Source organism: Candidatus Pantoea communis, assembly GCF_011752685.1.
GTDB lineage: Bacteria > Pseudomonadota > Gammaproteobacteria > Enterobacterales > Enterobacteriaceae > Pantoea > Pantoea communis.
Map to the genome: position 1 here is coordinate 775,135 of NZ_VWXC01000001.1, position 20,573 is coordinate 795,707.

General features: G+C 52.2%; 17 protein-coding genes. 10 read left to right on the forward strand and 7 right to left on the reverse strand.

The window, feature by feature from the left end; translation table 11 throughout:
• The first annotated feature begins 55 nt into the window (after positions 1–55).
• Entirely contained in the window at positions 56–1,165 is a 1,110-nt protein-coding gene (locus F3J37_RS04020) for a YcbX family protein (RefSeq protein ID WP_166931972.1), read from the forward strand.
• Positions 1,166–1,169: 4 nt separating this feature from the next.
• On the opposite strand, the gene F3J37_RS04025 is transcribed toward F3J37_RS04020, so the two are convergent.
• The 5 genes from F3J37_RS04025 to F3J37_RS04045 all read right to left on the reverse strand — a co-directional run bounded on the left by F3J37_RS04025 (position 1,170) and on the right by F3J37_RS04045 (position 6,810).
• Positions 1,170–1,712, reverse strand: coding sequence for a cell division protein ZapC (locus F3J37_RS04025; protein WP_034820471.1), 543 nt, complete (start codon positions 1,710–1,712; stop codon positions 1,170–1,172).
• Positions 1,713–1,861: 149 nt separating this feature from the next.
• A complete protein-coding gene (gene pyrD, locus F3J37_RS04030) occupies positions 1,862–2,872 on the reverse strand; it encodes a quinone-dependent dihydroorotate dehydrogenase (protein WP_166931974.1) in 1,011 nt (336 codons plus the stop codon).
• A 117-nt stretch (positions 2,873–2,989) separates the two neighbouring features.
• The gene (locus tag F3J37_RS04035) at positions 2,990–3,991 is read right to left on the reverse strand and encodes a glycosyltransferase family 2 protein (RefSeq protein ID WP_166931976.1); all 1,002 of its coding nucleotides are present in this window, start codon (positions 3,989–3,991) and stop codon (positions 2,990–2,992) included.
• Positions 3,988–5,514 carry a lipopolysaccharide biosynthesis protein gene (locus tag F3J37_RS04040; RefSeq protein ID WP_166931978.1) on the reverse strand — a complete coding sequence of 509 codons (1,527 nt, stop codon included), beginning with the start codon at positions 5,512–5,514 and terminating at the stop codon, positions 3,988–3,990. The genes F3J37_RS04035 and F3J37_RS04040 overlap by 4 nt, the downstream gene beginning before the upstream one ends.
• Before the next feature lie 315 nt (positions 5,515–5,829).
• Positions 5,830–6,810 carry a glycosyltransferase family 2 protein gene (locus F3J37_RS04045; protein ID WP_166931980.1) on the reverse strand — a complete coding sequence of 327 codons (981 nt, stop codon included), beginning with the start codon at positions 6,808–6,810 and terminating at the stop codon, positions 5,830–5,832.
• Positions 6,811–7,586: 776 nt separating this feature from the next.
• Between F3J37_RS04045 and ssuE the strand changes: the two genes are divergently transcribed.
• From ssuE to ssuB, 5 genes are read left to right on the forward strand one after another with little or no spacing between them, the layout of a single operon-like run.
• Positions 7,587–8,138 carry an NADPH-dependent FMN reductase gene (gene ssuE / locus F3J37_RS04050; RefSeq protein WP_166931982.1) on the forward strand — a complete coding sequence of 184 codons (552 nt, stop codon included), beginning with the start codon at positions 7,587–7,589 and terminating at the stop codon, positions 8,136–8,138.
• Between the two features lie 10 nt (positions 8,139–8,148).
• Positions 8,149–9,108 carry a sulfonate ABC transporter substrate-binding protein gene (locus F3J37_RS04055; protein WP_166931984.1) on the forward strand — a complete coding sequence of 320 codons (960 nt, stop codon included), beginning with the start codon at positions 8,149–8,151 and terminating at the stop codon, positions 9,106–9,108.
• 11 nt (positions 9,109–9,119) lie between these two features.
• Complete coding sequence (ssuD, locus tag F3J37_RS04060; protein ID WP_034820486.1) at positions 9,120–10,265, forward strand: FMNH2-dependent alkanesulfonate monooxygenase; 1,146 nt, start codon at positions 9,120–9,122, stop codon at positions 10,263–10,265.
• 10 nt (positions 10,266–10,275) lie between these two features.
• Positions 10,276–11,064 (forward strand): aliphatic sulfonate ABC transporter permease SsuC, encoded by a 789-nt coding sequence (gene ssuC / locus F3J37_RS04065; protein WP_166931986.1) that lies wholly within the window; start codon positions 10,276–10,278, stop codon positions 11,062–11,064.
• On the forward strand, positions 11,061–11,852 hold the full coding sequence (gene ssuB, locus F3J37_RS04070; protein WP_058959672.1) for an aliphatic sulfonates ABC transporter ATP-binding protein: 792 nt from the start codon (positions 11,061–11,063) through the stop codon (positions 11,850–11,852). The genes ssuC and ssuB overlap by 4 nt, the downstream gene beginning before the upstream one ends.
• Here ssuB and F3J37_RS28350 read toward each other — a convergent pair.
• Positions 11,849–11,977, reverse strand: a complete 129-nt coding sequence (locus tag F3J37_RS28350) for a hypothetical protein (protein ID WP_255464739.1) — start codon at positions 11,975–11,977, stop codon at positions 11,849–11,851. The genes ssuB and F3J37_RS28350 overlap by 4 nt on opposite strands.
• Positions 11,978–11,998: 21 nt before the next feature.
• Positions 11,999–14,614, reverse strand: a complete 2,616-nt coding sequence (pepN, locus tag F3J37_RS04075; RefSeq protein WP_166931988.1) for an aminopeptidase N — start codon at positions 14,612–14,614, stop codon at positions 11,999–12,001.
• Between the two features lie 244 nt (positions 14,615–14,858).
• On the opposite strand from pepN, the gene pncB reads away from it, so the two are divergent.
• From pncB to F3J37_RS04095, 4 genes are all read left to right on the forward strand, one after another.
• Positions 14,859–16,064: a nicotinate phosphoribosyltransferase gene (gene pncB / locus F3J37_RS04080; RefSeq protein WP_166932039.1), complete on the forward strand. Its 1,206-nt coding sequence runs from the start codon at positions 14,859–14,861 to the stop codon at positions 16,062–16,064.
• A 149-nt stretch (positions 16,065–16,213) separates the two neighbouring features.
• Complete coding sequence (gene asnS / locus F3J37_RS04085) at positions 16,214–17,614, forward strand: asparagine--tRNA ligase (protein ID WP_034820510.1); 1,401 nt, start codon at positions 16,214–16,216, stop codon at positions 17,612–17,614.
• Positions 17,615–17,914: 300 nt separating this feature from the next.
• A complete protein-coding gene (gene ompC, locus F3J37_RS04090) occupies positions 17,915–19,021 on the forward strand; it encodes a porin OmpC (protein ID WP_304623221.1) in 1,107 nt (368 codons plus the stop codon).
• A 198-nt stretch (positions 19,022–19,219) separates the two neighbouring features.
• Positions 19,220–20,410, forward strand: coding sequence for an amino acid aminotransferase (locus F3J37_RS04095; RefSeq protein ID WP_034820516.1), 1,191 nt, complete (start codon positions 19,220–19,222; stop codon positions 20,408–20,410).
• Positions 20,411–20,573: the final 163 nt, after the last annotated feature.

Sequence of the window (20,573 nt, forward strand, 5' to 3'; positions counted from 1 at the left end):
CGAATCAGCGTCCTATGTCATAAAGTTAGCTTCTTTTTGTCCTGTTGGAGTTTCGATGATTACGCTTTCTCGCCTCTATATTCATCCGGTCAAATCGATGCGCGGTTTGCAACTGTCTCATGCACAGGTGCTGGAGAGTGGTCTGGCGTTTGATCGCATCTTCATGGTGACCGAACTGGACGGCACTTTTATTACTGCGCGACAGTATCCGGACATGGTGCGTTTTACTCCTGCGCTGTTACCCGATGGCTTATTTTTAAATGCCCCGGATGGCAGCCAGGCCTTAATTCGCTTCAGCGATTTCACGGCACAATTGTCACCCACTGAAGTTTGGGGGAATCATTTCACCTCGCATATTGCGCCCGCTGAAATCAATAATTGGCTGAGTGAATTCTTTCCGCGTCCGGTGCAATTGCGCTGGACCGGTGTTACTCCCACGCGACGGGTGAAAAAATTTGATGAGGTATCGCTGAGTTTCGCGGATGGTTTTCCCTTCCTGCTGGTGAATATGTCGTCACTGCAGGATCTGCAGCAGCGCTGCCCGGCCAGCGTACGCGTTGAGCAATTCCGCCCCAACCTGGTGGTCAGCGGCGCGCCAGCTTGGGATGAAGATAGCTGGAAACAGGTTAAAATCGGCGAGATTGTTTTTGATATGCCCAAACCCTGCAGCCGCTGTGTATTCACCACCGTGGGTACCGAAAGCGGGCGCAAACATCCCGAAGGTGAACCCCTGGCCACGTTACAACGTTTCCGCAGCGGTCAGGACGGCAGCGGAGATATCGATTTCGGTCTGAATCTGATCGCCCGCAACAGCGGCGTGATCCGCGTCGGCGATGAGCTCACGGTTTTGGCTCGTCAGACACCGCGAGCTTACGGAGCGGGCGCGGTGGTGGAAACCCTCAAACCGGCTGCCAGCCAACAGGCAGAAGTGATCATTGGCTATCAGGGCAGTGAATTTACCGGCGACAACCAGCAAGTGCTGCTGGAACAACTGGAGATGCAGGGCTTTCGCATTCCCTACTCGTGTCGTGCCGGGATATGTGGTAGCTGCAAGGTGACGCTGGTATCAGGCGAAGTGAAAGCGCTGAAACAGAGCGCAGTGCGCGCAGACGGAACGATTCTCAGTTGTAGCTGTATTCCAGCAGGCGATATTGTTCTGGCTTAAACGCTTAAACCGCCCGCGCAAAGTGGGCGTTTTGTTCCTGCTGATGCGGCCGCAAACGATCGTTCATGATCTTAATGGCATCGCCTAACTGCATACCTTTACCGGCTACCGATAATGTATTTTGCGCCAGCAGACACAACGCCGCATTTTCGCCACTCTCGACCACCAGCAATTGCGCCTGTTCGCCGCTATCGGCCAGCGTCACGGCTACCATATCGCCTGATGCGGGTTGCCAACTCTGGGTATGGCTGGTGAAATGCCAGCTTTTTGGCATGAGCGGTTTTAAAAAACGACTCGCCACTAATGCGTTTAAGACTAATTCAGCGCGCTGATCGCCTTTTAATCCACTCTGTCGGCAACGCTCTTCAAACGTAAAATACAGGGCAGCGTCATCGACACAAAAACCACTGACATTAAAGGCATCCGGTGTCAGCATTTTACGCGAGAAGCGCGAACGAAATAGCATGCCATCGGCCAAATCCAGCATCATACGATCGTGTTCTGCGTCAAAATACCAACGCCAGTTATCATCAGGTTTGATTTTCATGATGTGCCCTGTGGTTAATCGCTGCGCAAAATGGCGCTCAATGAAAAAATAAAGCTCTAAGGAAAAGCTGAAAAAAACATCAGCAGGACAAAATATAAACGAGCCGAAGGGATAAATAAACCCCCCGGCGCGGGAAAGTGGGAAATGTCTTAGAGATGGGTCACGATATCTTTAATTAAACCTGGGCCTTTATAAATAAAGCCAGAGTATATCTGCACCAATGTGGCCCCTGCGGCCATTTTTTCACGAGCGGAAACCAGTGAATCAATACCACCGACGCCAATAATAGGTAAGCGACCTTGCAGCTCTTGCGACAAGCGGCGAATCACTTCAGTGCTGCGTGACTGTACCGGACGGCCACTTAATCCACCCATCTCATCGGCATATTTAAGTCCAGCAACTAAAGCACGATCGAGCGTGGTATTCGTGGCAATGACACCGTCAATTTCATGGCACACCAAACTGTCGGCAACCTGGATCAATTCTTCTTCAGAAAGATCCGGCGCGATCTTCACCGCCACCGGCACATATTTAAGGTGCCGTTCCTGCAGCTCTTTTTGTTTTAATTTGATCGCCGAAAGCAGATCGTCCAGCGCTTCGCCATATTGCAGCGTGCGTAATCCAGGTGTGTTTGGCGATGAAATATTGATGGCGATATAACCGGCATGGGCATACACCTTTTCCATGCAGATCAGATAATCGTCTTTGCCTTGCTCCACTGGCGTATCTTTATTTTTGCCAATATTGATACCGAGGACACCTTTGAAACGCGCTTTTTTAACGTTCTCGACTAAGTGATCGACGCCGTGATTATTAAAGCCCATGCGATTAATAATCCCTTCCGCTTCCACCAGACGGAACATGCGCGGCTTATCATTGCCAGGCTGTGGACGTGGCGTCACCGTCCCGACTTCCACGAAGCCGAAACCCATCGCACCAAAGGCATCAATGCACTCTGCGTTTTTATCGAGGCCTGCAGCAAGCCCCAGCGCGTTAGGGAAAGTCAATCCCATGCAGGTCACCGGGCGTGACGGCAGCGACTGGCGAATCAGTCCTTCCAGCGGCGTTCCGCTGATAAAACGTAATTGTTGAAAGGTGAGTTCGTGCGCACGCTCTGGATCGAGCTTAAACAGCGCCGGCCGGACGATAGGATATAACATGCACTCTCCTGAATGGCGGAAGCGAAGAAGTCGGGTGCACGGAAATTTGTGCGCCAGAATGGTAAAGGCCTCTGGCGCAAAAGTAAATTTAATCAGGTGATGCGGAGTTGATCGAAATCAGCGCTTACCGGTATAACGCGCCAGCAGGCTGCGACTCGCCTTCAGGCCGTTATAGAGCGTGGGATAGTACCACTGCAGTTTCATGCGTTTACTTTCGCCCGTCACTTTGCGTATCAGTTGGTCAATGGTGACATGCCACTCCTGCGGGACATCAATGTCATTTTTACGCATCTCGATCAAACAACCGTACATCACGGGTTCGTAATAACGATCGAGTAACCACTCATCCGCAGCCAATCCCCACGCCTGCATAAAGCTCTCGCTGTTACCTCGCGCAATAAAATAGTTTTCCACCCATGAAAACGTCGCTTTTCGTTGTGAGAGCGAGGTCACCATAAATCGCTTGTAGTAATAGCTTTCGTGAGAGAACACCACTTCCTGTGCCTGCATGTAGAGCGCGAACATGAAAGGAGCGTCTTCATGGTTTTGAATCGGCAAAAACGTCACGCCTACGCGTTCGATCAGATGGCGAGAAACGATGCTACTCCATAACACGCGGTGCGCTGACTGATGAGTTATCATGTGGCGCAGCGTTGTGCTGCCCCCCGGGAAAGCCCCCTGCATCTTCCGCTGATGAAACGGTTGATACTGACGCTGGGCGAGCGGCAAATCAGTAAACATTTTGGCGCCAAAGCAGAATAATTCCATTTCTGGATGCTGCGTTTTGGCCCGTTGAAAATCAGCAAACAGCGTTTTACCGACGAAATCATCTGCATCCATAAAGTAGATGAAGTCCCCCGTGGCGATCTCCAGTCCGCGCGTACGCGCAGCACTTACGCCACCGCGCTGAGATTGTAACAATGTCATTTGCGGATAGCGTTTCGCCAGCTGCTGGAGTAGCTCCACGCTGTTATCGGTAGATCCGTCATCAATCACAATAATCTGGTCGGGCGGCGAAGATTGCCCCACCAGCGAATCAATGGCTTCTTCCAGCCAGGGGGCACAGTTCCAGTTTGGAATGATCACCGTGATGGTCGTTTTCGTACGCTGATCGCTCATTCTCTCTCCTCAACATTAAAGCCCTTATTGAACGGCAGATGCAGACGTTTAATCACCAGACTGTGTAGCAGACAACACACGCCCAAATTCACCATGCCAAACAATCCAAGCCACAGCAGATTAAGCCAGCGATTTTGATCCCAACTGATCGGCAACAGCGAGCAGAGCCATGCCATCACGCCAGCCACCACCCACACCAACATCACGTCACGTGTCAACCACGTAAAATGGATGCCTGGCGCGAAACGGCGATGCACCAACCACGCCCAACCAAAGAGATAGAAGACATTTTGCCCTAACCACAGCCAGCCCGTGCCGCGGGCACCGAAATGGAGAGCGGCAAAGATGTTGAGTGGCACCAGCACAATGGCGAAACAGGAGAAACCTTTAACGTGGAGCTTAAGGTTGCCGTTGATGTATTGCAGATGATAAAGCAAACCGCAGATGGCCTGCACCCCGCTACCCAGCGCATACAAACTGAGCACAAATGACATCTCATTCACCACCTGCTGGTTCTGTGTCCATGCCCACAGCAGCGGCGCGGAGAAACAGGCAATCGTAATACTGAGCGGGGCCATGAAGATCGCCACCGCTTGGGTGGTATAGCGATACAGCACGAGCGACTGGTCATCACCCTCTTTTTTGGTTTTCATCCCGGTCATGCGCGGCACGATGGCCTGCATAATCGGGCTGCTCAACAAAATAATGCCAGTTGCGGCCGTGGCCACCACGGTAAAGGAGCCGTATTCACTCAGCGGCAATGTTTTTGACAGCACCAGACGGTCAATCTGGGAAATAAAGGTCCAGACTGCACTGGCGTAAGCCGCGCTAAGGGCAAAGCGAATAAATGGCTTCAATACTTCTTTAAGATTTTCATGCTTCTGCCTGCGCGCCGAGGCCGGCACCAGTTGGAAGCATTTGTAAATCAGGCACACCGCTTCGGCAATTGAGACCAACAGTTGCCAGATAAAGAAACTCAACACTGGATTAGAGAACAGCTGGATAACCAGAACGGCGCCAAAGGTGCGCAGTGTGACGATCACCAGATTGACGCCATTCAGCCAAACCTGATGTTCAAAGCCGACGATAACGCTGCGATAAGGGCTGGTCCGCCAGCGAATGGCAGCGGTAATCACCATAATTGCTACTGCGATAACCACATCCGAGGACGGCAAATGCTGGGCGTCCAGCCAGTGATGGGCAATCCACGGCGTTGCCACCCAACCGATGACCACCAGCACCACAGTTGAAATCAGGAAGAATTTCGACAGCGCAGCAAATAACGAGGGGAACCAGATAAACTCAGCTTGATTAGCGCGATAGCGGGCCGCTTCACGCATCAAAGTGGTGGATACACCGGCATCCAGTAATTGCAGCCAGGTTAACAGAATCGAAAAGAATCCGACTAAACCATACGCTTCCATCCCCAAATGATGAATATAAAGCGGTACTACCAGAATACCTGACAGTGTCAGGTAAATCTGACCAACATAGTTGGCGATGGCGTTTCGTTTAATTGACATAAGTATCGAGGCGTCTGGGAAAATTCGCTAAAAATAGAGCCTGACACAGAACAGCATAACTGCCTACCGGACTTATTCTTAATTTCAGCACTGGTGCTAAAATGCGTTTTTTCCCACATCAGGGAAGACCGATGAATGAATTCCACACAGGAATAAATAAGCCTCCTGCCCTTCTCGCATACGGCAAAAGAAAGGATGACAATTTCATGAATGGCTCATCATCGGTAACATTTTTATCGCAGCTGAAGCGAATTATTACATTTCGCTTGCTACTGTTGCCACAGAATTATTTCACCGCAGTGGAATAAAAAGGAATCATGCTGCTCGTTTTAACTCTCTTCCGACTTTAAAATTCTGCAACAGGATAAACATATGCGGGCGCTGAATAAGCAACCACTCTTTGATATTGGCTGGCTCAAATTGCCCACCTAAAAATCGAATGGCATTAATCACATATTCCGGCACGGCTGTACCATTGTACAACGAGAGATAAATCATCAAGCGGAAAGAGTGCATTAAATAGGCTTTCTCAATTTCCTTTTTTAATGGCGAGTCCTTTAAAGCCATTTTCAAGGTGCTGTAGGCCTGCATAAAGGCATTGTACCGTTGCTGGAAGTACTCCTGACTCTTACGGCTGTTAGTCAGTGACCCGTTGCGCACGCGTTGGTGGTAATACACTTTCTGACTAACCCACGCATGATTTGAGAGAACGTAAGCCGAAAGGGTGAACTGGTGATCTTCATGAACCCGGTCACGAAAGCGCAAACCATGCTGCTGCACCAGACTTTTTTTCACTGCATAATTCCATGCAGCAGACGTGTAACTACCGTTGCGCAGCAGGCGCGAGAACACCTGTGAGGACGGCTGTTTCCCGAACAACTCATGCCGCACTTTAGGACGTGTAACCTGGCGTTGGTGCTCCTCAAACATCTGCGAATTGAAGCAAAACAGTTCGGTCTCGGGGTGCGCCTGATACACCTGCTGCAGTTCAGCCACCAAGCCATCTGCAACAATATCATCGGGATCGCAGAAAAACAGGAACTCCCCTTGGGCTGCCGCTATTCCTGTATCACGCGCCTGTCCAGCGCCGCCATTTGTCGTGGTGATGATTTTCACCTGCGGCAAATGCGCGTAATGCCGCTCGACCAACGCCAGCGTGCCATCGGTAGAGCCATCATTAACAATAATAATCTCATTGGGCGAATCAATTTGCTTAAGCAATGCGTCAACACATTCGACAATATAATTCTCTACGTTATAGGTAGGAATGATAATAGATAACAGGATTTTAGACATAAACCTTTCCCGAAAACGGTTGAAAGAAATGAAATGCCACTGGCAAGAGGTGCCTGTGTAAAAGCATTGCGCTAAGGAGTTAAACGCAATGTAAACGGCCAGATTGTTATTTCGGGATCAGTTAAGCAGATAGAATTTTTATTTCACAGGGCCAAAAAATAATTAAGCGGCTTGAACCATTAGCAATACATCACCCCTGCTAACTTCTTTATGGAATAATGCATGCGTCACATTAATGCCTTTAACTTTTGTCGCATCTGATGAGGGAAAGTTACACATTTTATGTGCGAATAGATGTCAGGGAATACTTATCTATAAAATTTAAACAGATAGATAAACCCCTCCCGCAACGTCTGATAAGTTTAATGAAGAGTAAACAGACCTTGGCGCTCAATTGATTTATCTCACTTTTTTTACTTTTGTAACTGTGCGAGTTCACTTCATTATTTTCGCTTGTCCATCAGTCCGAGTTTTTCGAAACGTAACTGTCGTTACAGATATCCGCACAGAAAATAAACTTGCTCATGCAATGATGAGTTGTCGTTTCATTCATTGTTAGTAATCATTCCCAATGGTAGTAAGGTGCCCTTTTAGGACTATTCGCAATTCGTTAGCGCCAACACTGCCACTTCTATTTAGTCAGATGAACCCTTTTGCATTTTCCGCCTTTTGATTGCCAGATAAATCATTTAAGCCCATCTCCTCGCTCTGCCAGTATTGAACACATCAGTTCTCAATATCAGATAATCAATAACTTTAAGTTATAAGGAGTGACCATGCGAGTTATTACGCTGGCGGGCAGCCCTCGCTTCCCATCGCGCTCTACTGCAATGCTCAGCCTGTGCCAGCACGCGTTGGAAGCACGCGGTGTTGAAGTCATTCCCTGGAATATTCACAACTTTCAGCCGGACGATCTGCTCTATGCGCGCTTTGACTCCCCAGCCCTTAATGCGTTGAAAGCCGACCTGGCGCTGGCAGACGGACTGATTGTTGCCACTCCTATTTATAAAGCTTCATTTTCGGGTGCGCTGAAAACCCTGCTTGATTTACTGCCAGAACGCGCTCTGGAACACAAAGTGGTGTTGCCATTGGCCAGCGGAGGTAGTGCATCCCATTTACTGGCCGTGGATTACGCGCTCAAGCCGGTATTGAATGCGCTGAAAGCTCAGGAAGTGCTGCATGGGGTGTTTGCCACCGATACGCAAATAGTGAATTACGACCGCCAGCCAGAGCTGGATCCACAGTTGGCCAAACGCATCGACGACGCGCTGGATACATTCTGGCATGCACTGCATCGTCGCCATCAACCTTACGCTCAAGCGGTATAAAGGAAGAATCATGAAAAGGATGTTTACGAATTTACTGCTGCCAGCCTTTGCTGCGCTATTTGCCCTGAGTGCCAACGTCGTTGCCGCTGATGCCCCGGCGCAATTGCGTGTGGGTTATCAAAAAGGATCGGTGAGCATGGTGTTAGCAAAATCTCACCAGATGCTGGAACAGCGTTTTCCCCATACCCAGATCAAATGGATTGAATTCCCCGCGGGCCCGCAAATGCTGGAAGCGCTGAATGTCGATAGCATTGATTTGGGCAGCACCGGCGATATCCCGCCACTGTTTGCCCAGGCAGCAGGCGCGGACCTGCTGTATGTCGGTTCCGAACCACCGAAACCTCAGGCTGAGGTGATTCTGGTGCCCAAAGACAGCCCGATTAAGCGTGTTGCCGATTTGAAAGGTCATAAAGTGGCCTTTCAGAAGGGCTCCAGTTCACACAACTTATTGTTGCGTGCGCTGGAACAGGCTGGCCTGAGCTTTAAAGATATCCAGCCCACTTATCTGACCCCTGCCGATGCGCGAGCCGCTTTCCAGCAGGGCGATGTCGATGCCTGGGCTATTTGGGATCCCTACTACTCTGCCGCCTTACTGCAAGGCAACGTGCGCGTACTGGCTGATGGCAGCAAGCTCAATCAGACTGGGTCTTTCTATTTAGCCACCCGAAAATATGCCGAAGCCAATGGTCCATTTGTCCAGCAAGTGCTGCAAACCTTTAGCGATGCTGACGCGCTCACCCACAGCCAACGCGATCAAAGCATCGATCTTCTGGCACAAGCGATGGGCTTACCCAAGCCGGTGATTGCCAGCTATCTCGACCATCGTCCCCCCACCGCGATTACGCCGGTCAGCGCACATACTGCGCAGGCCCAACAGCAAACGGCCGATCTGTTTTATGCCAATCATTTGATGCCGGTAAAAGTGAACATCACTGACCGCATCTGGCATCCACAGTCCGCCCAGCCATAAGGAATTGAATCATGAGCATATCCGTTTTTTGGTTTCTCCCCACCCACGGTGATGGGCACTATCTTGGCACCGCCGAAGGTTCGCGTCCCGTCGATCACGGTTATCTGCAGCAGATTGCTCAGGCCGCCGATCGCCTTGGCTTTGGCGGCGTGCTGATCCCCACCGGCCGCTCCTGTGAAGATGCCTGGCTGGTGGCCGCGTCACTGATTCCGGTGACGCAACGTTTGCGCTTTCTGGTGGCGCTGCGTCCGGGCGTGATTTCACCGACCCAGGCAGCGCGCCAGGCCGCGACGCTGGATCGTCTGTCCAACGGGCGCGCGCTGTTTAACCTGGTCACAGGCGGCGATCCTGAAGAGCTCGCGGGGGACGGCGTGTTCCTCGATCATCGGGAGCGTTATGAAGAATCAGCGGAGTTCACCCGCGTATGGCGTCGCGTTTCAGAAGGTGAAACCGTGGATTACGAGGGTAAACACGTCAAAGTGCGCGGTGCACGCCTGATGTTTAAACCGGTACAACAGCCACGTCCACCGCTGTGGTTTGGCGGTTCATCCGATGCCGCGCAGGATCTCGCCGCTGAGCAGGTCGATGTTTATCTCACCTGGGGCGAGCCTCCGGCATTAGTCAAAGAGAAAATTGATCAAGTGCGTGCCAAAGCGGCGGCACAGGGCCGTAAAGTGCGCTTTGGCATTCGTCTGCACGTCATCGTGCGTGAAACCAATGAAGAAGCCTGGCAGGCAGCGGATCGCCTGATTGCTCATCTTGACGATGCCACTATTGCCAAAGCGCAGGCGGCCTTTGCCCGTACCGATTCCGTTGGACAGCAACGCATGGCCGCGCTGCACGGTGGCCGTCGTGACAAGCTGGAGATCAGCCCAAATCTGTGGGCAGGCGTGGGTTTGGTACGCGGCGGTGCCGGTACGGCACTGGTGGGAGATGGTCCAACCGTGGCGGCGCGTATGCAGGAGTACAGCGACCTCGGCATCGAGACCTTTATTCTCTCAGGCTATCCGCATCTTGAAGAAGCCTATCGTGTCGGTGAGCTACTGTTCCCACACCTTGATTTGGCCATCCCAGAAGTGCCGAAACCTCGTGTGGTGCAAGCGCACGGTGAAGCGGTAGCCAATGATTTCACCCCGCAGAAAGTGTCTCAGAGCTAAGGAGTTCAGGATGGCAAAATTTCAAAAACAGCTGAGTAATGCCTTGCTGCCCTGGGCTTTACCGGTGCTGCTGGTTGCGGTGTGGCAACTCGCCTCTCAGGTGGGCTGGCTCTCAACACGTATTCTGCCATCACCGGAAAACATCATTATTACGTTCTGGAAGCTGACGGTGAGTGGCGAACTGTGGCAAAACCTCGCCATCAGTGGCTGGCGTGCGGCGATCGGCTTTGCCATTGGCGGCTCGATCGGTTTGGCGCTTGGCTTGATCACCGGCACCTCACGCGTGGGCGAGCGTTTGCTGGATACCTCAGTGCAGATGCTGCGCAATGTGCCGCACCTGGCACTGATCCCGCTGGTGATTCTGTGGTTCGGCATTGATGAGTCAGCCAAGATTTTCCTGGTGGCACTCGGCACCTTATTCCCGATTTACCTCAACACTTATCACGGTATCCGTAATATCGATCGTGGTCTGGTGGAGATGGCGCGCAGTTATGGTCTTTCTGGCTGGAGTCTGTTTATTCAGGTGATTCTGCCAGGTGCGCTGCCTTCGATCATGGTCGGCGTACGCTTTGCCCTCGGCCTGATGTGGCTGACGCTGATTGTGGCTGAAACTATCTCGGCCAACTCTGGCATTGGCTATCTGGCGATGAATGCACGTGAGTTTCTGCAAACCGATGTGGTGGTGGTCGCCATCATTCTCTATGCGCTGCTCGGCAAACTGGCCGATGTCGCCGCTCAACTGCTGGAGCGCGTATGGCTGCGCTGGCATCCGGCTTATCAATTGAAGGAGAACGCATGAGCAACGCAACTTTGAGCCCGTCGCGTCTGAACAGCGGCACCCCCGTTGGCGTTAACGGCGTCAGTAAGCAGTATGGCGACCGCACCATCCTCAACAATATCAATCTGCATATCCCTGCCGGGCAGTTTGTTGCCGTGGTGGGCCGCAGCGGATGCGGAAAAAGTACCCTGCTGCGCCTGCTGGCAGGACTGGAATCTACCTCGCGTGGCGAGCTGCTGGCAGGCACTGCGCCGTTAGCGCAAGCACGCGAAGACACGCGTCTCATGTTCCAGGATGCACGTCTGCTGCCGTGGAAAAAAGTTATCGATAATGTGGGCCTGGGTTTAAAGGGGCGTGAATGGCGGGCTGCCGCACTGGAAGCTCTGGAGGCGGTGGGTTTAGCCGATCGCGCTAACGAGTGGCCAGCGGCACTATCGGGTGGGCAAAAACAGCGCGTGGCGCTGGCTCGCGCGTTGATTCATCGACCCGGTTTATTGCTGCTGGATGAACCCCTCGGAGCGCTGGATGCACTGACGCGTATTGAGATGCAGGGATTGATTGAATCGCTATGGCAACAACATAACTTCACGGTGTTGCTGGTCACCCATGATGTCAGTGAAGCCGTGGCGATGGCCGATCGCGTATTGCTGATCGAAGAGGGACAGATTGGGCTGGATTTAACCGTGGACCTCGCGCGACCACGTCGACGTGGATCGGCGCGACTGGCGGAACTGGAAGCAGAAGTGCTGGATCGTGTGATGAAGCGCAGTCCGGCAGATCAGCCGCTGAAATTCGCCCAGCAGCGTTAGTCGAAGTCGAAGTCGAAGTCGAAGTCGAAGTCGAAGTCGAAGTCGAAGTCGAGCGGGATATTGCCACTGTCACTCCGGGCAACCAGAGAAAGTGGCAGCGAGTTCAGCAAAAAAAGCCGCATCATCGTGATGCGGCTTTTACCTTATCAGGCATTCAACGCTTTGGTGATCTTCTCGTACAGATCGCCCGACAGCTTATCCAGACCTTTCAGGGTTTCCAGCGCCTGACGCATCAGCGCCTGACGACCGGCATCGTAACGCTTCAAGCGAATCAGCGGCTCAATCATGCGCGCAGCAACTTGCGGATTACGTGTGTTGAGGTCGGTCAGCATCTCTACCAGGAACTGATAGCCACTGCCGTCTTTGGCGTGGAACGCTGCTGGGTTGCCGGCCGCAAAAGCCCCAATCAGTGAACGAATGCGGTTCGGGTTACCCATGGTGAAAGAACGGTGATTGAGCAGTTCACGCACCTTGCTCAGCACGTTGTCCGCCGGGCTGGTGGCTTGCAGCACAAACCATTTGTCCATCACCAGGCCATCCTGATGCCAGCGCTCGTCATAGGCGGCCAGCAAGGCTTCACGACACGGCAACTGCGCTGCCACTGCTGCTGATAGCGCGGCCAGTGCATCCGTCATATTGGTCGCCTGCTGATACTGCGCCTGCACTAACTTATCCGCCTGCTCTGCATCGGCGAACGCCAAATAGCTCAGGCAGACATTTTTCAGTGCGCGCTTGCCAATCTCTGCATGCTCCACCTTGTATTCCTGGCTCTGGTTAGCCAGATACACGGCATACAATTCATCGCTCAGTTCGGTTGCCAGCGCATGCACCAGCGCCGCACGCACCGCAGAAATCGCCAGCGGATCGATCACGTCAAACAGCTCGGCGATTTCATTCTCGCCAGGCAGTGACAAAATCAACGCGGTTAACGCCGGATCGCCCTGCTCTTCCAGCAACACCGCGCGGAAGGCATCCGCCACGTGCAACGGCAGCGACAGCGGTTGTCCCTGCTGATGGCGCGCGACATTCAGACGAATATAAGTCGCCAGCAAACTTTGCGCCGCATCCCAGCGCGAGAAATCATTGCGGGCGTGACGCATCAGGAACGTCAGCTGCGCATCGCTCCATTTATAATCGAGCTTCACGGGCGCCGAGAATTCACGCAGCAGCGAAGGCACCGGCTGGAAGTGCACGTTATCGAAAATAAAGGTCTGGAACTCCTCGGTGACATTCAGCACATGATGCACCGGATGCCCGTTATGCTGCAGCGGAATCACCTTGCCTTCGTTGTCGTACAGTTCGATATCCAGCGGGATATGCAGCGGCAACTTCTCTTTCTGTTCAGCCGTCGGTGGCGTGTGTTGTGTCACGTGCAGCGTGTACTGCTCCAGTTCAGGATTGTAGTCGTCACGCACCGTCAGCACCGGCGTACCGGCCTGGCTATACCAGCGACGGAACTGTGACAGATCAACATTGGAGGCATCTTCCATCGCCTGCACAAAATCGTCGCAGGTGGCCGCACTACCATCGTGACGCTCAAAATAGAGCTGCATGCCTTTCTGGAAATTGGCTTCGCCGAGCAGGGTATGCAGCATGCGAATCACTTCAGAGCCCTTCTCATATACGGTCAGGGTATAAAAGTTGTTCATCTCAATGACCTGATCCGGGCGGATTGGGTGCGCCATTGGGCTGGCATCTTCGGCAAACTGTGCGCCGCGCATCACGCGTACGTTGTCGATGCGGTTAACCGCACGCGAACCGAGATCTGAGCTGAACTCCTGGTCGCGGAACACGGTTAAGCCCTCTTTCAGGCTGAGCTGGAACCAGTCGCGGCAGGTGACGCGGTTACCGGTCCAGTTATGGAAGTATTCGTGACCAATCACCGCCTCAATACCGAGATAATCTTTATCCGTGGCGGTTTCAGCTTTCGCCAGCACATATTTGGAGTTGAAGACGTTGAGGCCTTTGTTCTCCATCGCGCCCATGTTGAAGAAATCCACCGCAACGATCATAAAGATGTCGAGATCGTATTCGAGGTTAAAGCGTTCTTCATCCCACTTCATACTGGCTTTCAAAGAGGTCATTGCCCAGTCGGCACGATCGAGATTGCCACGATCGACGAAGATCTCCAGCGCCACATCACGGCCGGAACGCGTGGTAAAGCTGTCGCGCAGCACGTCGAAATCGCCCGCCACCAGCGCAAACAGATAGCACGGTTTCGGGAACGGATCCTGCCACTTCACCCAGTGGCGACCATCTTCATGACGACCGCTCTCTAACTTATTGCCGTTGGAGAGCAGGAACGGATATTTTGCCGCATCGGCAATGATGGTGGTGGTAAAGCGCGCCAGCACGTCCGGGCGATCCAGATACCAGGTAATATGGCGGAAACCTTCCGCTTCACACTGGGTACAGAGTGCATCACCCGACTTGTAGAGCCCTTCCAGCGCGGTGTTTTTGTCTGGATGGATGTCATTAATGAGGGTCAGGGTAAAGTTGTCGGGCAGTTGGCTGATGACCAGCGCGCCCTCTTCTTCACGATAGTGTGACCAGGGATGGCCATCCACCGCCAGCGACACCAGCGTGAGGTCTTCGCCATCCAGACGCAGTTCGGCATCCGCAGCACCGAGACGCTTCACCTGGCTCACCGCCGTCACGCGCGTGCTGGTGGCATCGAGGTCAAACGTCAGGTCGATATCGGTGATGGTGTAATCCGGCGCACGGTAGTCGTGGCGATATTTGATTTGCGGCTGTTGCGTCATAAGTCCTTCTCGCATCGTTAATATGTTGACCCGTCAAAGTCTAAGCGGGTTGTGCCTTCGTTGCCACGCACAATGCGTGCCTTTGCTGAAAAGGCTACAATTCATTAACAATGGCACAAATGACCCTCGACCTGCCACCCGCAATTATGGTGTGATCGCGTTCATTACTGTTTTATACTCCTGCGTCTTTATGACTTTGTTGACACCGGGCTCTGCTCCGCGGAAGAGGATGCTGAAACGCACCATGACTGGACATGCTTCCCCGATTTTGACCACGCTGCTTGATACCGATGCGTATAAGCTTCATATGCAGCAGGCCGTTTATCATCGTTACTACGATGTCCCGGTAACGGCAGAATTTCGTTGTCGCGGCGATGAATTGCTCGGCCAGTATGCCGATGAAATTCGCGCGCAACTCGATACGCTGCCTTCTCTTGCCCTGAGCGACAACGAATATCACTATCTCAGCGGCTTACCTTTCTTTGAATCCGATTACCTCAACTGGCTGCGCCAATTCCGCTTTGATCCCTCTCAGGTCAGGGTGCGCAATGAGAATGGCCGTCTGTCTATTCAGATCAGCGGGCCATGGCGCGAAGTTATTCTTTGGGAAGTGCCGCTGCTGGCGCTGATCAGTGAAGTGGTGCATCGCCATCGCACACCGGAGATCGGTGTGGAACAAGCGGTCACTCAGTTACAGCAGAAGCTGGTCGATTTCCGTCAGCAGGTGGGCGATCTCGATATGTCTCGCTTCCAGCTGATGGATTTTGGTACCCGTCGCCGCTACTCCAAAGCGGTTCAGGAAGCGATTGTCAGTACGTTAAAAGCGGAGTTCCCGTGGTTAGTGGGCACCAGCAATTACGATCTCGCCCGGCGCTTACAGCTCAATCCGGTGGGCACTCAGGCCCACGAGTGGTTCCAGGCACATCAACAGATCAGCCCGGTGCTGGCGAATAGCCAACGCGCGGCGCTGCAATCCTGGCTGGATGAGTATGATGACCAACTCGGTATCGCGTTGACAGACTGCATCACCATGGATGCCTTCCTGCGTGATTTCGGCCCGGGCTTTGCTCATCGCTATCAGGGTTTGCGCCATGACTCGGGAGATCCCGTGGAGTGGGGTGAAAAAGCCATTGCACACTATCAGCGTCTGGATATCGATCCGAAGAGTAAAACGTTGGTGTTCTCAGATAACCTCAATCTGGATAAAGCGCTGGCGTTATATCGTCACTTTGGTCAACGCGCCAACGTGGTATTTGGCATTGGTACGCGCCTGACCTGCGATATTACTGGCGTCACACCACTGAACATCGTGATTAAACTGGTGAGCTGTAATGGCAAACCGGTGGCGAAACTCTCTGACAGCCCGGGTAAAACCATCTGCCAGGATAAAGCCTTCGTGCGCGCCCTGCGTAAAGCATTCGACCTCCCTCTGGTGAAAAGAGCCAGCTAATCATGGATGCAGGGTGCCCGCACCCTGCTCTTTCACAACAAATCTCCCTTTTTCCCCTGCAAAATTGCTTGTTTCCTGATGGCTCGCAAGTAACATAGCAAAACCCCGAAATGGGGCTTTTATCCACTTCTATATATAGAGAGATATTTATGAGCGTAGTGCCTGTAGCGGATGTACTGCACGGCCGTGTCGCGGTCGACAGTGAAGTCACCGTACGTGGTTGGGTGCGTACCCGAAGAGATTCCAAAGCCGGTCTTTCCTTTATCGCCGTTTATGACGGTTCCTGCTTTAATCCCGTTCAGGCCGTCGTCAATAATTCTCTGAATAATTATCAGGATGAAGTGCTGCGTCTGACCACGGGCTGTTCAGTGATTGTCACTGGTAAAGTGGTGGAATCACCGGGCGAAGGCCAGGCCTTTGAACTGCAAGCGACCAACGTAGAAGTCACCGGCTGGGTAGACGATCCGGATACCTATCCAATGGCGGCAAAACGCCACAGTATCGAATACCTGCGTGAAGTCGCACACTTGCGTCCGCGCACCAATCTGGTCGGTGCCGTAGCGCGTACACGTCATACTCTGGCGCAGGCGCTGCATCGCTTCTTCCACGAAAATGGCTATTTCTGGGTTTCTACCCCGCTGATCACCGCATCGGATACAGAAGGTGCGGGCGAGATGTTCCGCGTCTCTACGCTGGACATGGAAAACCTGCCGCGCGATCCGCAGGGCAAAGTTGACTACGACAAAGATTTCTTTGGTAAAGAAGCCTTCCTGACCGTTTCTGGCCAGTTGAATGCCGAGACTTATGCCTGTGCATTGTCAAAAGTCTATACCTTTGGCCCGACCTTCCGCGCAGAAAACTCCAACACCAGCCGTCACTTAGCGGAATTCTGGATGCTGGAGCCGGAAGTCGCTTTCGCTAACCTTGACGACGCTGCTGCACTGGCTGAGGCCATGCTGAAGTATGTGTTCAAGGCGGTGCTTGAAGAGCGTGCTGACGATATGGCGTTCTTCGCTGAACGCGTAGACAAAGATGCGATTGCTCGCTTAGAACGTTTTGTCACTACCGATTTCGCGCAGGTAGACTACACCGATGCGGTCGACATTCTGCTAAAAAGCGGCCAGACATTCGAAAACCCAGTGTCCTGGGGCGTGGATCTCTCCTCCGAACATGAACGTTACCTGGCCGAGAAGCACTTCAAAGCGCCGGTGGTGGTGAAGAACTATCCAAAAGATATCAAAGCGTTCTATATGCGTATGAACGAAGATGGTAAGACCGTGGCGGCAATGGATGTTCTGGCGCCGGGCATTGGTGAAATCATCGGTGGTTCACAGCGTGAAGAGCGTCTGGATGTACTGGATGCGCGTCTGGCAGAAATGGGTCTGAATAAAGAAGATTACTGGTGGTATCGTGACCTGCGCCGTTACGGCACCGTGCCACATGCTGGTTTCGGATTAGGTTTCGAACGATTAATCGCCTATGTCACCGGCGTACAAAATGTAAGGGATGTTATCCCCTTCCCTCGTACTCCACGTAACGCTAATTTCTAAAATTCGCGATTAAATATAAGTAATTCATATATATAACGAGGTCGGCATAGCCGGCCTTTTTTTATTTTTGTAAATTTAGAGTTCTCTCACAAAGTTCCCGATATTTTACAAATTGTAATACAAAATTTCTTTTTGATACGTAATTGCGAGATTTGAATCATTTTCGGGCTAGAAATAGCAACCCTGTGATGGAAAGATGCGTGCAGACACAGGAGACATCAAACTTCTTTCAAGGTTCCCGTAAAGGTTTCTTGACGGCAGTGGCAGATGTCCAAATAACTCCAATGAGGGTAATAAAAAATGATGAAGCGCAACATTCTTGCAGTGGTTATCCCTGCTCTGTTAGCTGCAGGCGCAGCAAACGCAGCAGAAATTTATAACAAAGACGGCAACAAACTGGATCTGTACGGTAAAGTTGATGCGCGTCATCAGTTTTCCGACAACGCTGGCTCAGATGGTGATGAGACTTACGTTCGTTTCGGCTTCAAGGGTGAAACCCAAATTAATGACCAACTGACCGGATACGGCCAGTGGGAATACAACGTACAAGCTAACAACTCTGAAGCTCAGGGTACTGACGGTAACAAAACTCGTCTTGGCTTCGCTGGTCTGAAATTCGGTGAATTCGGTTCATTCGACTACGGCCGTAACTACGGTGTTGGTTATGACCCACTGTCTTGGACCGATGTTCTGCCAGTGTTTGGTGGTGACTCTGGCTACTCAGATAACTTCATGGTTGGCCGTTCAAATGGTCTGGCTACCTACCGTAACAACAACTTCTTCGGTCTGGTTGACGGACTGGCCTTTGCTGTTCAGTACCAAGGTAAAAACGAAGAGTCTGCCAACGGTCGCTCTGCATCTAAAGCAAACGGCGACGGCTGGGGTACTTCTTTAACTTATACCTCTGATATCGGTGTTGGTGTTTCAGCAGCTTACACCTCTTCAGATCGTACTAACGGTCAGCAAGGTTCTTTCTACGGCAACGGCAGCAAGAAAGCTGACGCATGGTCAACTGCTCTGAAATACGACGCTAACAACCTGTATCTGGCTGCAATGTACGGTGAAACCCGTAACTCAACCTGGATCACGACTGACGCTGATACCGTTAATGAACTCAGCGGCGCGATCAACAAAGAACAGAAATTCGAAGTTGTTGCTCAGTACCAGTTCGATTTCGGTCTGCGCCCATCCGTTGCATATGTCCAGTCTAAAGGCAAGGACATCGAAACTTGGGGTGACCAGGATATCTACAAATACGTTTCTGTTGGTGCGTACTACTACTTCAACAAAAACATGTCTACCTATGTTGATTATCAAATCAACCTGATGGACGAAAACGACTTCACCCGCGCAGCTGGCATCACTACTGATGACACTGTAGGTGTTGGTCTGCAGTACCAGTTCTAATCTTCGATTAGAGACGAATACTGTTTAAAAGCGGAGCCTTCGGGCTCCGTTTTGCTTTTCAGTGATCAGCTTCTCAATTAGCGCCACTACTTTATACACGCGGCTTATTTCTTTTTTATGTCAGCGGTTGGCAAGCGTATCATCTGACGCTAACCTGATAGCTCATTTCGCTAAAGTTCACCCAAACGGAACTGACTCATGTTTGAATCGATCTCTGCCGCACCCGCCGATCCTATTCTGGGACTGGCTGACCTGTTTCGCGCCGACGACCGCCCGAATAAAATCAACCTTGGCATTGGTGTCTATAAAGATGAAACCGGTAAAACACCGGTACTAACCAGTGTTAAAAAAGCTGAGCAGTATCTGCTGGAAAATGAAACCACCAAAAATTATCTGAGCATTGATGGTCTGGCCGACTTTGCTCGCTGCACTCAGGAATTGCTGTTCGGCAAAGAGAGCGCGCTGATTTCAGCGGGCCGCGCGTGCACAGCACAAACTCCAGGCGGCACCGGTGCATTGCGCGTCGCTGCGGATTTCCTTGCGACACAGACCAATGTGAAACGCGTGTGGGTGAGCAACCCTAGCTGGCCGAACCACAAAAATGTATTCAACGCGGCGGGTCTGGAAGTCTGTGATTACCAGTACTACGACGCGGCCAACCATAGCCTCGATTTCGCAGGCATGGTCGCTTCGTTGCAGGAAGCCAAAGCCGGCGACGTGGTTCTTTTCCACGGCTGCTGCCACAACCCGACTGGCGTCGATCCTTCCGCGGACCAATGGCAACAGCTGGCGAAGCTATCGCAGGAAAAAGGCTGGCTGCCACTGTTCGACTTCGCTTACCAGGGCTTTGCACGTGGCCTGGATGAGGATGCAGAAGGTCTGCGTATTTTCGCCGCGTCTCATCAGGAGCTGATTGTTGCCAGCTCTTACTCCAAGAACTTTGGCCTGTACAACGAGCGTGTCGGTGCACTGACGCTGGTTGCCGCCAACAGCGATGTCGCGAAAACCGCCTTTAGCCAGGTGAAATACAGCATCCGTGCTAACTACTCTAACCCACCGTCACACGGTGCCGCTGTGGTCGCCACCATCCTCGGTAACGACGCGTTGCGTACCATCTGGGTGCAGGAGCTGACAGACATGCGTCAGCGTATCCAGCGCATGCGTCAGCTGTTCGTGAATACCCTGGCAGAGAAAGGCGCGAAACAGGACTTCAGCTTTATCATTAAGCAGAATGGCATGTTTTCGTTTAGCGGCCTGACCAAAGATCAGGTTGTGCGCCTGCGTGACGAGTTCGGCGTGTATGCCGTTAACTCTGGTCGCGTGAACGTGGCTGGGATGACGCCAGACAATATGTCTGCGCTCTGTGAAGCGATTGTCGCTGTACTTTAAATAAGTCAGCAGAACGAGAAATGGGCCTTAATGGCCTAATGCCGATCAGTTAAGGATCAGTTGAACGATCCAGTGGCTGTGTAAGAATCCGGAAACGCTTCGTTTCCGGATTTTTTTATGCAGCTCAGTCAGGCCCTTGATATCGTCTCTCGTTACGATTCTC